The sequence below is a fragment of the Microbacterium sp. genome, from assembly GCF_047607225.1.
In the GTDB taxonomy this organism is placed as follows: Bacteria; Actinomycetota; Actinomycetes; order Actinomycetales; family Microbacteriaceae; genus Microbacterium.
In genome coordinates this window covers 18,335-32,025 of sequence record NZ_JASGDO010000044.1, presented here as the reverse complement: position 1 = coordinate 32,025, position 13,691 = coordinate 18,335, and the positions used below count along the sequence as shown (strand labels likewise).

Annotated in this window: 22 protein-coding genes; 21 read left to right on the top strand and 1 reads right to left on the bottom strand. The window is 68.3% G+C overall.

Annotated features, from left to right (window positions below):
* The first annotated feature begins 4 nt into the window (after positions 1-4).
* The 20 genes from QM591_RS08175 (at position 5) to QM591_RS08080 (ending at position 11,538) form a co-directional block, all read left to right on the top strand.
* The gene (locus QM591_RS08175; RefSeq protein WP_415131430.1) at positions 5-886 is read left to right on the top strand and encodes a PD-(D/E)XK nuclease-like domain-containing protein; all 882 of its coding nucleotides are present in this window, start codon (positions 5-7) and stop codon (positions 884-886) included.
* On the top strand, positions 883-1,770 hold the full coding sequence (locus QM591_RS08170) for a RecT family recombinase (protein WP_415131428.1): 888 nt from the start codon (positions 883-885) through the stop codon (positions 1,768-1,770). Before QM591_RS08175 ends, QM591_RS08170 begins: the two co-directional genes overlap by 4 nt.
* Positions 1,767-2,327, top strand: a complete 561-nt coding sequence (locus QM591_RS08165; RefSeq protein ID WP_415131426.1) for a hypothetical protein — start codon at positions 1,767-1,769, stop codon at positions 2,325-2,327. The genes QM591_RS08170 and QM591_RS08165 overlap by 4 nt, the downstream gene beginning before the upstream one ends.
* Positions 2,324-2,617, top strand: coding sequence for a hypothetical protein (locus tag QM591_RS08160; RefSeq protein ID WP_415131424.1), 294 nt, complete (start codon positions 2,324-2,326; stop codon positions 2,615-2,617). Before QM591_RS08165 ends, QM591_RS08160 begins: the two co-directional genes overlap by 4 nt.
* A complete protein-coding gene (locus tag QM591_RS08155) occupies positions 2,614-2,976 on the top strand; it encodes a hypothetical protein (RefSeq protein WP_415131422.1) in 363 nt (120 codons plus the stop codon). The genes QM591_RS08160 and QM591_RS08155 overlap by 4 nt, the downstream gene beginning before the upstream one ends.
* Positions 2,973-3,416 (top strand): hypothetical protein, encoded by a 444-nt coding sequence (locus QM591_RS08150; RefSeq protein ID WP_415131420.1) that lies wholly within the window; start codon positions 2,973-2,975, stop codon positions 3,414-3,416. Before QM591_RS08155 ends, QM591_RS08150 begins: the two co-directional genes overlap by 4 nt.
* Before the next feature lie 163 nt (positions 3,417-3,579).
* A complete protein-coding gene (locus tag QM591_RS08145) occupies positions 3,580-3,999 on the top strand; it encodes a hypothetical protein (protein WP_415131418.1) in 420 nt (139 codons plus the stop codon).
* Complete coding sequence (locus QM591_RS08140; RefSeq protein WP_415131416.1) at positions 3,996-4,448, top strand: hypothetical protein; 453 nt, start codon at positions 3,996-3,998, stop codon at positions 4,446-4,448. The genes QM591_RS08145 and QM591_RS08140 overlap by 4 nt, the downstream gene beginning before the upstream one ends.
* The gene (locus QM591_RS08135; protein ID WP_415131414.1) at positions 4,445-5,287 is read left to right on the top strand and encodes a hypothetical protein; all 843 of its coding nucleotides are present in this window, start codon (positions 4,445-4,447) and stop codon (positions 5,285-5,287) included. The genes QM591_RS08140 and QM591_RS08135 overlap by 4 nt, the downstream gene beginning before the upstream one ends.
* A complete protein-coding gene (locus QM591_RS08130) occupies positions 5,284-5,601 on the top strand; it encodes a hypothetical protein (RefSeq protein WP_415131412.1) in 318 nt (105 codons plus the stop codon). The genes QM591_RS08135 and QM591_RS08130 overlap by 4 nt, the downstream gene beginning before the upstream one ends.
* On the top strand, positions 5,598-6,806 hold the full coding sequence (locus QM591_RS08125; RefSeq protein WP_415131410.1) for an AAA family ATPase: 1,209 nt from the start codon (positions 5,598-5,600) through the stop codon (positions 6,804-6,806). Before QM591_RS08130 ends, QM591_RS08125 begins: the two co-directional genes overlap by 4 nt.
* Before the next feature lie 44 nt (positions 6,807-6,850).
* Positions 6,851-7,051 (top strand): hypothetical protein, encoded by a 201-nt coding sequence (locus QM591_RS08120; RefSeq protein WP_415131408.1) that lies wholly within the window; start codon positions 6,851-6,853, stop codon positions 7,049-7,051.
* A complete protein-coding gene (locus QM591_RS08115) occupies positions 7,044-7,376 on the top strand; it encodes a hypothetical protein (protein ID WP_415131406.1) in 333 nt (110 codons plus the stop codon). The genes QM591_RS08120 and QM591_RS08115 overlap by 8 nt, the downstream gene beginning before the upstream one ends.
* A complete protein-coding gene (locus QM591_RS08110; RefSeq protein ID WP_415131404.1) occupies positions 7,373-7,837 on the top strand; it encodes a hypothetical protein in 465 nt (154 codons plus the stop codon). The genes QM591_RS08115 and QM591_RS08110 overlap by 4 nt, the downstream gene beginning before the upstream one ends.
* Positions 7,834-8,487: a hypothetical protein gene (locus QM591_RS08105; protein WP_415131402.1), complete on the top strand. Its 654-nt coding sequence runs from the start codon at positions 7,834-7,836 to the stop codon at positions 8,485-8,487. The genes QM591_RS08110 and QM591_RS08105 overlap by 4 nt, the downstream gene beginning before the upstream one ends.
* Positions 8,484-8,756, top strand: a complete 273-nt coding sequence (locus QM591_RS08100; protein WP_415131400.1) for a glutaredoxin family protein — start codon at positions 8,484-8,486, stop codon at positions 8,754-8,756. The genes QM591_RS08105 and QM591_RS08100 overlap by 4 nt, the downstream gene beginning before the upstream one ends.
* Entirely contained in the window at positions 8,753-9,070 is a 318-nt protein-coding gene (locus QM591_RS08095) for a hypothetical protein (RefSeq protein WP_415131398.1), read from the top strand. The genes QM591_RS08100 and QM591_RS08095 overlap by 4 nt, the downstream gene beginning before the upstream one ends.
* On the top strand, positions 9,067-9,444 hold the full coding sequence (locus tag QM591_RS08090; RefSeq protein WP_415131396.1) for a hypothetical protein: 378 nt from the start codon (positions 9,067-9,069) through the stop codon (positions 9,442-9,444). Before QM591_RS08095 ends, QM591_RS08090 begins: the two co-directional genes overlap by 4 nt.
* A gap of 139 nt (positions 9,445-9,583) precedes the next feature.
* The gene (locus tag QM591_RS08085; protein WP_415131394.1) at positions 9,584-10,390 is read left to right on the top strand and encodes a DNA adenine methylase; all 807 of its coding nucleotides are present in this window, start codon (positions 9,584-9,586) and stop codon (positions 10,388-10,390) included.
* On the top strand, positions 10,387-11,538 hold the full coding sequence (locus QM591_RS08080; protein ID WP_415131392.1) for a hypothetical protein: 1,152 nt from the start codon (positions 10,387-10,389) through the stop codon (positions 11,536-11,538). Before QM591_RS08085 ends, QM591_RS08080 begins: the two co-directional genes overlap by 4 nt.
* Positions 11,539-11,540: 2 nt before the next feature.
* Here the strand turns inward: QM591_RS08080 and QM591_RS08075 are convergent, their stop codons facing one another.
* Complete coding sequence (locus tag QM591_RS08075; protein ID WP_415131390.1) at positions 11,541-11,807, bottom strand: hypothetical protein; 267 nt, start codon at positions 11,805-11,807, stop codon at positions 11,541-11,543.
* Positions 11,808-11,833: 26 nt separating this feature from the next.
* Between QM591_RS08075 and QM591_RS08070 the strand changes: the two genes are divergently transcribed.
* Positions 11,834-13,687 carry a DNA cytosine methyltransferase gene (locus QM591_RS08070; RefSeq protein ID WP_415131388.1) on the top strand — a complete coding sequence of 618 codons (1,854 nt, stop codon included), beginning with the start codon at positions 11,834-11,836 and terminating at the stop codon, positions 13,685-13,687.
* Positions 13,688-13,691: the final 4 nt, after the last annotated feature.

Here is a 13,691-nt window from a genome sequence, read left to right as displayed (position 1 = left end):
CGGGGTGACGCTCCCGCTGCCGGAGGTGGTGTCGGGTCGGTTCGTGCAGGGCATGGACGAGGAGGAGTACCACGCGCATCCGGCGCTGTCGCAGACGGGCATGAAGGCGCTGCTGCGGTCCCCGCGGTACTTCCGGGCTCAGCGGTCGATGAACAAGGCGAAGGCGGAGTTCGACGTGGGGCACGCGGCGCATGCGCTGGTGCTGGGTGTGGGGGCTCCGATCGTGGAGATCCCGGACCGGCTGCTGTCGGGGGAGTACCGGTCGATCCAGTCGGCTGCCGCGAAGCAGTTCAAGGCGGATGCGGAGGCTGAGGGGCAGACGGTCCTGAAGCCGCTGGTGTACGCCGAGGTGCGTCGCATGGCTGACGCGGTGCTGATGAACGCGAAGGCTCGGCGTCTGCTCGAGCTGCCCGGGTTCACGGAGTGCTCGCTGTTCGCTGACGACCCGGTCACGGGTGTGCATCTGCGGGGGCGGTTGGACCGGCTCGCGTGGGACGACGAGCTCGGGTGGCTGCCGCTGGATGCGAAGACGACGACGGATGTGCAGCGGCGGAAGCTGACGACGTCGATCGTCGACTTCGGCTACGACATCCAGTTCGTCGTCTACGACATGCTGCTGCGCCTGATCTTCGGGGTTGAGCCTCAGCCGATGCATTTCATCTTCGTGGAGAAGGCGTTCCCCCACGAGGTCCGCGTGGTCCGCATGGGCGATCCCGCGTGGCGTGCGGGCGGGGAGGAGAAGATGCGCGCCGCGCTCGACCTGTTCGCGTGGTGCACCGAGCGCGGTGAGTGGCCCGGTGACGACGAGGACGGCGGCGACGTGCAGGACCTGGAAGCTCCCGGATGGTATCGGGCGCAGACGAACCTCGGGGAGGTGTTCTCATGAGCGGGGCGCTGGCAACACTGCCTACATCGACGGACCGGGCGGACTGGACGGATGAGGAGGCCGCGGTCGTCGAAGCTGCGGGCCTCGTCTTCACCCACACGTACGGAGCGCTGGCCGGGCAGAAGGTCCTGGCGCCGCGCGCGGTGATCGCGAAGTTCCGTCACACCGTGGAGCGCACCGGGCTCGACCCGCTCGTGAAGCAGATCTACTGCATCGGCCGCGCCTCGCGCGACGGTGTCGAGTGGGCGATCCAGACCGCGATCGACGGGTTCCGGCTGATCGCTGAACGGTCACGTCAGTACGCGGGCCAGGAGCCGGCGCAGTGGCTCACGCCGAAGGGTGAGTGGGTCGACGCGTTCGTGAAGGAGCTGCATGGCGATCATCCCCTCGCAGCACGTGTGACCGTCCACCGGCACGACTGGGACATCCCGTTGACTGCTGTCGCGACGTGGGACGAGTACGCCCAGACGAAGCACGACGGCAAGCTGACGTCGATGTGGGCGCAGCGCGGCCCGGGGCAGCTCGCGAAGTGTGCGGAGGCGCTCGCTCTCCGGAAGGCGTTCCCGCAAGACCTGTCGGGCCTGTACACGGACGACGAGATGGGCAACGCGACCGCGATCGAACGCGACGACGCACCATCCGGCACTCGCCGGCCAGCCCGCGGGATCTCGACTGTCGCGTCCCGTGCGCGCGCGGCAGCAGCCGAGGCTACCGAGCCTCAGGAGGCGACGGTTGACGCGTCCACGGACCCGGTGGGGTCTGACGTGGATGTGTCTGAGCTGCGGGAGTGCGAGCGGTGCCACCAGCTGGTGGAGCACATCTCGGACGGCTTGTGCGACGAGTGCATCGAGGAAGTCAAGGCGGACGAGGAGGAGCAGGCGTGAACGAGTTCAAGGCATCGAACGGGCTCCACGTGACGCCGACGGAGGATGGGCGGCTCATCATCGCGAGCGTTGAGGGGACCTATCCCTACACGATCGCGGACGGAGAAGAAGTCGAGGCACTGAGTGAGTTCTTCCGTGCTGACAACGACATCCGGCACGGTCGGTGGCGGTGGCCCGAGAACCCGGACTACGTCGTGTACCCACGGCATCGGGAAGGCGGTGGTCGCCCCGATTCCTTCCGCGTCTTCCAGGAGAGCACGGGGAACACGTGGAGCTACGACCTGAAGAACCTCGGAAACACCAGAGGCGAGCCGTGGGACGCCGCCCGCGCCTACTTCGATGCTCACCCGGAGCCGAAGCCCTGGCATGACCCGAAGCCCGGGGAAGTGTGGCTCCTCACGATCGATGGTGAGTCGATTCCTGCCCTTGTCTTGGCTGACCGCGCGGGGACGTTCGGCGGGAACGCGAAGTTCGAGACGGCGCACCGTGGAGCCTTCGGGCCGGCGGCCTCCGCTATCAGCGACGGCCGCCGGATCGAGATCGGGGCGGCAACGTGAGCGGGGAGCCGCTGGTCCGGAACCGGTACGGCGCGATCCTCGGGGTCGACTACCGCCGCACCGAGCTCGCCCCGATCGGGGTGCAGGTCCCGGGACGTATCCCGGCGCGTGCGGTGATGCCGGGCGACACGATCGAGGTCGACGGTGCCCGGTACGTGGTGCAGGCGACCCGTGACGACAACGGGGGCCGCCGGCTGATCACGGAGTCGGAGGCGGGCGCGCCGGTCGTGTTCGAGCGTCGTGGTGAGGACGTCGTGCACGTCGTCGAGGTGGGGGCGTTCGACCGATGATCGGGTCACGAATCGACGCACGGATCCTGTTCGAGATCGCGTCAGAGCGGGTCGCGCAGGACGACAAGTGGGGAGCACCGAAGGACGTCCCGAACGGAACCGGCCCGGACGTGCGCGCGCGCTTCCTCTCCCCGCTCAGCTACGCGCTCTTGCGCGACCGGGCGCAGGAGACGACCGACGGTGCTGCGGTGGACGGTGAGTCGCTCATGTCCTACGTCCTCCTCGAAGAGGTCTTTGAAGCCCTCGCCGAGGACGATGACACGAAGCTTCGGGTCGAGCTGATTCAGGTCGCCGCGGTGGCAGCGAAGTGGGTCCGCATCATCGACCAGCGCACGAAGACATCGGCGGTGACGGCATGACCGATCTCGATGTCGTGACGTGGCCGAACGGCGTGGTGGTGGATGCCGCCACCGTCCTGCGGGAGGTCGACGCGGTCCGGGCTGTCTGCGCGATCGCGTGGATCGACGACTCCACGATCCTCACCCCAGACCAGGTCGCCGCTGAGCTCGTGCAAGCGTCACAGGCCGCCGCTCGGCACCTGGTCGTCACGACCGTCGCAGCACGGTTGAAGCGTGCGACGTCGCGAGCACTGCAGGACAAACGCGACGACCTGACCGCGCGCGGGGTGAGCCCGCTCGAGGTCCGTCGTCAGACCCGCGACGAGAAGCGCGCGTACGACGAAGCCGCTGAGGCGGCGGAGGCCGCGCGCCGTGCGGGGAACCTGCTCAGCGACCACACGTCCCGGCTGCAGTCGATCGGGAACCGGGTCGACGTGACGTACCGGGTCGGGGGCGCCTGATGGATGTCATCGCATGCGACGCGCTGGTCGCTGTCGGCGGCGGCTGGGTGCCGTGCGAAGAGCAGACCACGCCAGACCGCACGGCGGGGTGGACGTTCACTCGCGAGGGGGACTTCTGCCCGCGTCACACGTCCATGGTCGCGACGTCGTCGGGGAGGGCCGCGTGATGGGTGAGACGGCGAAGTTCACCGACCGGCAGGTGCGGCACATGTTCTTCGAGCGGGAGCAGTCGCGGTGCTTCTACTGCCGCCGGCCCCTCGCGTGGACGCTCCGCGGCGCGATGCTCGACGGCGGCTGGTCCGCGCACCACCGCATCGACCGGGGCATGGGCGGCCGCGGGAAGAAGGTCCGCGTGTCGTGCGCGGACGGGCTGATCCTGTGCGGCACCGGCACGACCGGGTGCCACGGGTTCTTCACCGAGCGGAAGCGTCTCGCGATCGAGCTCGGCATCAGCATCCCCCGGAACGCGACGGGGCCAGACTTCGCGCCCACTTCGGTGCGCGCACGAGACAAGGCGGGCCGCTGGTTCCTCCTCACGGAGAACGGGCGCCTGCACGAGGTAGACGAAGGGAACGCACGATGAGCAGACAGCTCAACGAGATGAAGGTCGCGGCGCAGCTGCTGCAGGGCGAGGTGTATCGCCATCGGACCGATTCGGTCGGCGAGTCCACGGAGGTCGTGGCGCTGCTGGAGGACATGGCCCTCATCGCCGGGCGGCTCGCGGACGCTCCGTATCTGTTCCGCGATGAGCCCGTGCGGCAGATCGCGCAGATCGTCATCGCGGCGGCCGGCATGACCGACATGTACGGGGATGACGAGGACGAAGTCCACATCGTCGGACCCCGACCCACGAAGTGGACGGTCGCCAAAGCCGGCGAGGTGTGGGAGCTCACGTTCGACAACGGCGCGTCGCGCGCCTACATCTTCGACGGCGCTGCCTTCGTTGGCGAGGTGCACCCGGGCGGCGGGAAGAGCATCCGCCCTGACTCACCCGGGATCGTGGCGGGACGTCGTGTCTGGATGCCGAAATGACCGGCGGCGGGGTCCCCTTCTCTGAGGCGACCGCGAAGGACTTCATGCAGGTCCGTGCGGCGCTGGTCAAGCGCCTCGGTGGAGCGAACGAAGCTCTCGTCTGGACTCGCATTGATTGGCGAGCGGACTCAGCTCGGGTGGCGCACCAGACCGAGGACGGAACGCACTGGTGGGCGGCGAGCTACCCGCAGATCGCGGAGGAGACCGGGCTCACAGTCGACCAAGCTCGTCGAGCCGTCGAGAACCTGATCGCGGGTGGGTATCTCCGGGCCGAGCAGCAGCACGGCTTCTCGCGCAAGCGGTCGTACGCTCCGATCTACTCCCATCTGGCAGATTCGCCAGATGGCGAGAATGCCGGATCCATCGGGCGAGATTCCCAGATGGATCTGGCAGATATGCCAGATGGCTCCTCTTCTATAGAGAGACAGACAGAAGTACAAGAGACGTCGGACGTTGCAAGCAACGCCCTCCCGCCTCGGTACTCCTCAGATGTTCTTCGGCTCTCCGATCTGCTCGCGGAGATGGTGCGACAGAACGGCCACAAGGTCGGTGTCGTCGGGGAGAAGTGGTGGTCGGCGTGCGACCGACTGATGCGCCTCGACGGTTACACGGCTGAGCAGGTCGAGTGGATGATCCGGTGGGCGACGTCGGACGAGTTCTGGTCGGCGAACATCCGGTCGATGCCGACGCTGCGGGAGAAGTTCTCGACTCTCGTGGCGCAGGCGAAGCGGCAGGCGAAGCGTGCGGCGGGTCCGGCTGAGCGTGCGCACGGGGTGGTCGACCTCGGCCGGCGCATGCAGCAGCAGAGCGCAGGCAACCGTCCGGAGTTGGCGTCATGAACTTCGTGCAGACGGCGGAGCTGCTCGCCCGGATTCAGCTCGTCGACAACCGTCGCGTCGATGAGGAGGTGATCCGGGAGTGGCAGATGTACCTCGCGGACGTCGACGACTTCGAGGCGGCGATGGAGGCGGTCACCCTGCACCGCATGTCGTCTCGGCAGTGGCTGATGCCTGTCGACGTGGTCGAGGGCATCGCGCGGATCCGTAACGCGGACCCGGCTCCCGTCGACGAGTTCGACAATCCGGTCCCGCGCGACGAGCTCGCTCTCGCCGCCCGCGAACGTCTCGGCAGGGGCCGGGAGGTGACCTCGTGACGATCGAGGGGTTGTCGTCGACGGCGGCCGCTGAGCGGTACGTGGTCGGCGCGTTGATGAAGGACGCGGGGTGTCTGCGGGAGGTGCAGGCGCGGGTCACTCCGAGCGACTTCGAGGATCTGCGGCTCGCGTCGATCTACCGCGGGATTCTGCAGATGGCTGTCGAGCGGATCCCGATCGACTACATCGCGGTCGCGGACCGTCTCGCGGAGTGGGATGTGCGGGGGTGGGGGATCGGTGAGCTCGCGGAGTGGGAGGCGATGGTCACCACCACGTCGAACGTCGGGTTCTACGCCGCGAAGGTGCGGGAAGCGGCGATCGGTCGCGCGGTGCGTGGTGTCGCTGAGGAGCTGCTCCACGGTGGCGAGGTGGGGCCGGCGATGCAGAAGGCGATCACCGATCTGATCGAGATCCGTGATCGGGACGCGGCGGAGAACGCGTCGCCGGTGCGGTGGCTGCGGGACATCCTGTCGGTGCCGGAGGAGGACGACGTCTACGACTGGGTGATCCCCGACGTCGTGGAGCGTCGGGACCGGCTGATGCTGACGGCGGGTGAGGGCGTCGGGAAGTCGATGCTGCTGCGGCAGCTCGCGCTGATGCCGGCCGCGGGCCTGCACCCGTTCACGTTCTCCCGGATCGAACCGATCACCGCGCTCGTCGTCGACGTGGAGAACAGTGAGCGGCAGTGGCGGCGCGCGATCCGTCGCCTCGCGGACAACGCCGCGCAGCAGGGCGTCCGGAACCCGGAGGACCACTGCGCGGTCGAGATCCTCGGGAAGTCGGACATCACCCAGCCGCAGGTCCTCGGTGACATTCACCGGAAGATCGACGCGGTCCGCCCCGACCTGGTGGTGATCGGCCCGCTGTATCGGCTGGCGCCCGCGATCAACAAGGAGGAGGACGCGGCCGCGGTCCTGACCGCGCTCGACAGCATCCGGGAACGTGACGTCGCGATGCTCATCGAAGCGCACGCGGGTCACGAGACGAGCCGGCAGGGCGTCCGGAACCTCCGCCCCCGCGGGTCGTCGGCGCTGCTGGGGTGGCCGGAGTTCGGTCTCGGGCTCGCGCGCGACAAGAACGAAGACGTCGTCGGGGGTCGCGCGACGTACAGCCTGCTGCGGTGGCGGGGTGACCGTGATCATCGCGCGTTCCCCCCGAAGCTGCGGCGGGGTCAGGTGTGGCCGTGGGAACCCACGGTGTGGTGAGGGAAGGGAACAGGGATATGGCTGCTGGGAAGCCGAGGAGGCTCGTGGACGCGTTGGACGCGGTCGCGCGAGAGATGCGGACGGCGAACATGATCGAGACGCTCAGGGCGGGGACGTCGCTCCTCGACCACAACGACCTGTCGAAAGCGAAGACACCGGAGACGCGGGCGCGGCAGGAGCGGTTGAACGTGCTCCGCGCCGCGATCCGCCGTGACCTCGGGTTGGAGGTGGGCGGCGATGAGTGAACGCATCGACCACGCGGCCGAGGCGCGGCGACTCGCTTCGATGATCGTCGAAGGCGACGACCCGACGATCGTCACGATGCAGGCGATGGTGAACACCGTGGGCGCTCAGGTGCACGCGACGCTCGCGCTCCTCGAGCAGCAGCGGATCGCGAACCTCATCTCGCTGATGCAGATGCAGACGGAGTGTGACGAGAACACGGAAATGCTCGCGGCCGAGGCGATGCACGGACTCATCGAGTACGTGCGGACGCCGGCGACGCCGCTCGCCGACCCGGACGAAGTCGCGAAGCTCCGTCCCGACATCCGAGAGGGGCTGGGGCTGTGAGCATCACGCAGCAGCACGCGGTGGAGGTCCTGGCCGTCGAGGTGCAGGACGACTACACGATCAGCGTCACCGCGCGGGACATCTTCACCGGCGCTGAGGTGGTCGTGACCCTGTCGCATGGGGATGCGATCGCCCACGCTGATGAGGTCCTGGGGAAGGTGCGGGAAGCGAAGGACGCGATCCACGCCGACCGGCGCATGATCGCGGAAGCGGGGGTCGACAAGATGTCCGCCGCGCTGGCCGCGGTCGGCAGCTTCATGTCGGGGGAGGTCGACGACTTCGCACGGTCCGCGGAGAGCACGGTGCAGTCGACGGCGCTCGGCGGCGCGAACATCCTCTCCACGACCTGCGGACCGTGCAGGGAGGAGCGCCACGACGACTGCCTCGCAGGCGTCCATGAGGAAGGCGTCTACGCGTTCCTGTGCCAGTGCACCGCTGACGGGCATCGGGGGCGGTCATGAGCGACTGGCCCGACAACCTGACGGTTGCGCCGATCCGAGAATGGCCCGGCGAGTTCACGCGCACCCGCACGCGGTCCCTGTTCAAGGCCGGATTGTCGGACACGCTGCAGCTGCTCGATCGTGAGCTCTGGCACCTCACCGAGACACGCGCGCAGCGGGACTCGCTCGAGATGCTGATCGCGATCCCCGCCGGCGCCGACGCGTGGCGCCTCGACGGTCGCCCTCGCGCGTCCGCGGTGCCCGAGCACCCCGGGGTGATCGTCTCGCTTGACTCGAAGTTCGGTCACCTGTCGTACCCGTGCGACACGTTCACCACCTGGCAGGACAACCTTCGGGCCGTGGCGCTCGCCCTCGAAGCCCTCCGCAAGGTCGACCGGTACGGGGTGACGAAGCGCGGCGAGCAGTACCGCGGGTTCCTCGCCCTCGAGGCGACCGCGGCTCCGGCAGGGTTCCCGACAGCGGACGATGCACTCGACTTCCTCTGGCAGGTCGTGGCTCCTGGGGCATTCGTGGACCGTGACGCTCTGCAGCCGAAGACACTTCTGCGCCGCGCACAACAGTCAGCGCACCCCGACCGCGGCGGCAGCGCGTCGGTCTTCCAGCGGGTATCGCTTGCTGAGGCGAAGCTCCGTCAGGAGGGCCTGCTGTGAATGCCGTGATCGTCTGGACGAAACCGTCCTGCCAGCAGTGCCGCATGGTGAAGTTCCGCCTCGAAGCCGCCGGCGTCCCGTTCGAGGAGCGCGACCTCACCGACCCCCGCAACGAGAGGGACCTCGCGCACTTCGTGGGTATCGGGTACCGGTCGGCGCCGATCACCGAGTTCGGTGACCTCGCGGTGCCGGGGTTCGTGCCGTCGGAGATTGACCAGGTCATCGAGGCGTGGCGGGCGGCTCAGGTGCGGGCGGAGGCGGGACGGTGACCGCCGTGTTGTCTCCTGCTGAGCAGGGGGAGGTGACCCGGTTCGGTGTCCACGACGAGGACGTGATCGCGGGCATGGAGGCACGGTTCGACGACGAGCTCACGTGCATCGACTGTGACTCGGCCGCAGATTGGCGCAGGTCGATCCGATGCTGCGGCGACACCGCCTACGCCTGCGCCCGCCACGAGTTCCAGTGGAAGCTCGACCTGACCATTGCCCTGAGGCTGAACGTGGAGCCGATCTGCGCCCACTGCGGCCACCACTTCCCGCGTGGCGTGAAGGTCGTCGACATCGTCCGTGAGGTGCGGCTGTGAACGCGCTTCCTCCGCTGCCGAAGCGCATGTACTGGGACGTCTCCGGCGATGGTGTCCGACTCATGGTGACGTACGAGAGCAGGTGGGACGAATGGCCAGGTTCCACGCCGCCACCGCCCCCGTGCGAGTTCCGTGAGGTCCCGGCGACCCGAACGGTCCACACATGGTGGGGGGGTAGGCGCACGGAGAAGTCGACCCGCATCGAGTTCCGATACGCGCAGTCTGTCGAGGTCGGGTTCGAGCCGGCCGACTCGCTGACGCCGGCACTCATCTCCGAGCTCGCCTATCGGATCTTCGCGAAGTGGGAGGAACGGCAGGAGCAGCAGAAATTGTGGGGCCAGTACCCGCCGAGAGTCCTGGAGGTGCCGGAATGAGCGCGTCGGAGCGGATCTGCTTCCTGAAGGATCAGCGCGCGTACTGCGGCCGGCGGGGGAAGGGCGCGACCCCGTTCCGGGCTCGGGTCACGTGCGAGGACTGCAAGGCCGCGCTCCGAGCAGACGAGGCGGACGAGTCATGAAGCCCCCGATCCAGTACTTCGGCGCGAAGGGCGCGATCGCGGACCGCATCGTCGCTCTCATGCCCGACCACGCCGGCTACATCGAGCCGTTCGCGGGCTCGCTCGCCGTGCTCCTCGCGAAAGCGCCGGCACCGACCGAGATCGTCAACGACTTGGACCACCGCCTAGTGACGTTCTGGCGCGTCCTCCGCGACAGACCAGAAGAACTGATCAGAGCGGCCGCGCTGACCCCACACTCACGTGTCGAGCTCGCACAGGCTCAATCGCTCGACGCGAGCGACGAGCTCGAGCTCGCTCGTCAGGTGTGGGTGCTGTTGACGCAGGGCCGTTCACGGACGCTGCAGCGGACCGGGTGGAGGTTCTTCGCGAAGCCGGATCGTGGCGGCTCCTCGTTCGGCCGGTACATGGCCGCCTACCGCGACCGTCTGCCGGCGGCGGCATCTCGCATCGCTGAGGTGTCTCTCGAATGTCGGCCGGCGCTCGAAGTCATCGCGCAATACGGACAGCACAGCGGAAACCTGCTCTACGTCGACCCGCCCTACATCACCGAAACGCGGTCCGGTGGCCGGTACTCGGTGGAGATGAGCAGGCAGGACCACATCGACCTCGCTCACGAACTGAGGAAGTGCAGCGCCGTGGTGATGCTCTCCGGATATCCGTCAGCCACCTATCAGGAGCTCTACGGCGAATGGCACCAGGTCTTGATCCCGACGACGTCAGCCAACTCGACGCGGCCCGATCGAGTCGAAGTCATCTGGTCGAACCGTCCGCTGGAGTCCACCCTCTTCGAGGTGACGGCGTGAGCGGCGCGGACCGGCTCGAGGACGGCTACCCGCACGGGACCGTCGAGGGGTTCGACCGGGGATGCCGGAGCGGGTACTGCCCGGCCGGCAACGAGCACGGCCTGTCCTGCAGGCGCGCGAAGCGGCTCGCTGCGGGGGACTACCGGTACTCGCGCCTGGTGAAGCGGGGCATGACGCCGGGGGAGATCGCGGACGAGCTGGGGCTCGTCCCGGAGACGCACGAAGCGCCGAAGCAGAAGGTGAGTCTCCCCGCGGGCGGGGAGGACGACGTCGTTGAGGGCGACGAGAACGGGGAGAGCGACGTGAGTACCAGCAAGGGGTTCGAAGTCTTCGAGCCGATATCGACCAGCCGGTGGACTGAGGGACTGTCGCAGGCGGCCGCACGTGACCGTCTGCGTGGCATTCGTGAGTGGTGCCGGGTGAATGGGTTCCCGGGGCTCTCTTCGAAAGCACGCATCCCGCAGGCGGCTCTCCGCGCCTACGCGGAAGCACACCCCGACGGTCAGCCCGAGACATACCCGGGCAACGACGGCACCCGCGTCGAGTACGACCCGACGCACGGCCGCATCGACAAGGACATTCAGGAGCGCGTCGACGAGATGAAGCCGACGAGCCTCGGCCAGCGAGTCGCGATGGAAGCCACGCTGCAGGAGCGGCGCGACCGGGAAGTCGCCTCACCCGAAGTGGCAGTTCTTTCACCGGCCGAGAAGGAAGCGGTCCTCACAGCGATCGTGCACGCCCCGGTCGTCCCCGACATGGAGACCCGCGCCGAACTGTTCAACGAGGGCTTCGACGAAGCCGCCGCTCAGTATGGCCCCGTGATCGACGACCTCGCCCGCACGGAGGGAGCGCTCGAACTCGTGCTCACGAAGTGGAACGCAGAGCGTCAACGGCGCCTCGACGCGGAGAGGCTCGTGTTCGCACTCTCCGCCGAGGTGCGGTCGCTGACCGAGCAGCTCCGTCGCGATCCCGCCTCGTTCGAGACCGTGGCCGCCGTCCTGTGGAAGAAGCCCGAGCCCGATGAGCGCGGCGGGGGCGACGTCATCAGCACCGGCACCGCGTATCGCATCGAGGCGCGTGTCACGCCGGCGCTGCGTGGAGCACACGCGGCTGCCCGCAAGCCCTGGTGGAAGCGGTGGGTGTCATGACGCTACGGGTGCTCTTCTTCGACCAGCACTTGCAGGTCGCCGGGCTGACTCGGGATCTCGTGAACCCCCAGGGCGTCCATCAGCTTGCCGAGACGCAACTCCAGCATCGCGATGGAGACCAGGGCCCCCTGAGTAACTGCGGCCAAGACCTCTTCGAACGAACTGTCGCCGACTTCGCGGTTCACGGTGTCGATGAAGCTCTGGGCGATCGGGAGAGGGCGGTCCTGCGGGATGGATCTCAGGATGTCGGGGTTGATGTAGTCAGCCATGCCCGCACTGTATCGGCGGTGACGTCATGACGCCACGGATCGGGACGAGCGACGTCACGATGTTCGACGGCTACTGCGGCGCCGGCGGCTCGTCGACGGGAGCTGTCGCCGTCGGCGTGCGGGTGACGATGGCCGTGAACCACTGGGATCTCGCGATCGCGACCCACAACACGAACCACCCCGACACGGACCACGACAAGGCCGACATCAACAAGGCCGACCCGCACCGCTACCCGCGGACCACGATCGGCTGGTTCTCCCCGGAGTGCACCTACTGGTCGCAAGCGCGGGGCGAGAAACTGCCCGACGGTCAGCAAGCATGGGACTTCTTCGGCGACAGCGTCCCGAACGAAGCCGCCGACCGGTCCCGGATGGGCATGTGGGACGTGCCCCGGTTCGCGGAGCTCCACGTCTACGACATCGTGATCGTCGAGAACGTGCCCCGCGTGGTCAAGGGCATCTACTGGACCCGCTGGCTGACGTCGATGCACAACCTCGGCTACCGGCACGAAGTGGTGTGGCTGAACAGCATGCACGCGCAGGGCCTCGGCGCCGGCGCACCACAGTCCCGCGACCGCGTGTACATCGTGTTCTGGCGTGCCGGTAACCCCCGCCCCGACTTCGAGAAGTGGCTCCGGCCCGAGGCGATCTGCCCCGAGCATGGCCTGATCCAGTCGGCGCAGGTGTTCAAGCCGAAGGGTTCGCCGATGAAGACGTACGGCGCGCAGTACACGCTCCGCTGCCCTCACGTCGAGTGCAACACCGAAGTGTTCCCCGCCGTCGCCGGCGCCGACACGATCATCGACTGGTCGCACCGGGGGATCCGCATCGGGGACCGGAAGGCGCTCGGGATGCGGGAGCTGGAGGAGAAGACCCTGCTCCGCACGTTCCATGGGGTGCGGCGTCACTGGGCGCCGATGGTGATCGAAGCGGCCGGGAACACGTACGACGCGACGTCGCCGCGTCACCCTCAGCACGGTGACCCCGACGCCTACTACCGGGTGTGGCCCACGGAAGAGCCACTGCGGACCCTGCACACGTCCGCGTCGAAGGGCCTCATCGTCCGGGGTGAGGGGAACACGGTCCCCGCGAAGCCGGTCGAGGCGCCGATCGGGTCGATCACGGCCGCCGGGTCGCAGTTCCTCGCGACACCGCCGCTGATCGTGAACAACGTCTCAGGGGCGGACGAGTCCCGCACTCGGCGCGCGTCGGATCCGCTGCCCGCGCTCGTCGCAGGCGGGAACCACGCCGCGCTGCTGGTGCCGGTGGAGGGCCGCGACGGGAAGACCGCGCGCCGGGCGGCTGACCCGCTGCGGACGCAGTCGACGCGGAACGAGACGGGCCTGCTGGTGCCGTACTACTCGAAGGGCGCCGCCCGTCCGACGGACCGGCCGATGGGAACCGTCACGACGGTCGACAGTGCGGCTCTCGTGGTGCCGCTCCGCAACCACGGCACTGCGAAGCCCACGGCCGAACCGATCGACACGGTCGCCGCGTCCGGCAATCACCACGCGCTCGTGATGCGGAACAACGGCGGCCCCGACGAGTCCGGATGGCAGACCACGCCGGCGGAGCTCCCGCTGCGGACGCTCACGACCGGGGGGCACCAGTCGCTCATCGACACTGACGCGCTGCCCGACCTGGCGCCGACGCTGACCGATGACGAGATCTGGCAGATGGTCTACGACGCGGAGTTCCGGATGCTCGAGCCCGACGAGATCAAGCGGGGCATGTCGTTCCCCGACGAGTACGTGCTCCTCGGGAACAAGCGGGAGCAGGTGCGGATGGCGGGGAACGCGGTCACCCCGAACGCTGCGCGCGACATCATCGCGGCGTGCGTTGAGTCCCTCGGCTACAACGTGCGGGAGATGGCGGCATGAACGG

Coding starts and splice junctions, on each gene's coding strand:
- QM591_RS08075 (WP_415131390.1), bottom strand. CDS start 11,807: ATGGCTGACTACATCAACCCCGACATCCTGAGATCCATCCCGCAGGAC.
- QM591_RS08115 (WP_415131406.1), top strand. CDS start 7,044: ATGAGTGAACGCATCGACCACGCGGCCGAGGCGCGGCGACTCGCTTCG.
- QM591_RS08135 (WP_415131414.1), top strand. CDS start 4,445: ATGACCGGCGGCGGGGTCCCCTTCTCTGAGGCGACCGCGAAGGACTTC.
- QM591_RS08150 (WP_415131420.1), top strand. CDS start 2,973: ATGACCGATCTCGATGTCGTGACGTGGCCGAACGGCGTGGTGGTGGAT.
- QM591_RS08085 (WP_415131394.1), top strand. CDS start 9,584: ATGAAGCCCCCGATCCAGTACTTCGGCGCGAAGGGCGCGATCGCGGAC.
- QM591_RS08105 (WP_415131402.1), top strand. CDS start 7,834: ATGAGCGACTGGCCCGACAACCTGACGGTTGCGCCGATCCGAGAATGG.
- QM591_RS08170 (WP_415131428.1), top strand. CDS start 883: ATGAGCGGGGCGCTGGCAACACTGCCTACATCGACGGACCGGGCGGAC.
- QM591_RS08155 (WP_415131422.1), top strand. CDS start 2,614: ATGATCGGGTCACGAATCGACGCACGGATCCTGTTCGAGATCGCGTCA.
- QM591_RS08070 (WP_415131388.1), top strand. CDS start 11,834: ATGACGCCACGGATCGGGACGAGCGACGTCACGATGTTCGACGGCTAC.
- QM591_RS08130 (WP_415131412.1), top strand. CDS start 5,284: ATGAACTTCGTGCAGACGGCGGAGCTGCTCGCCCGGATTCAGCTCGTC.
- QM591_RS08140 (WP_415131416.1), top strand. CDS start 3,996: ATGAGCAGACAGCTCAACGAGATGAAGGTCGCGGCGCAGCTGCTGCAG.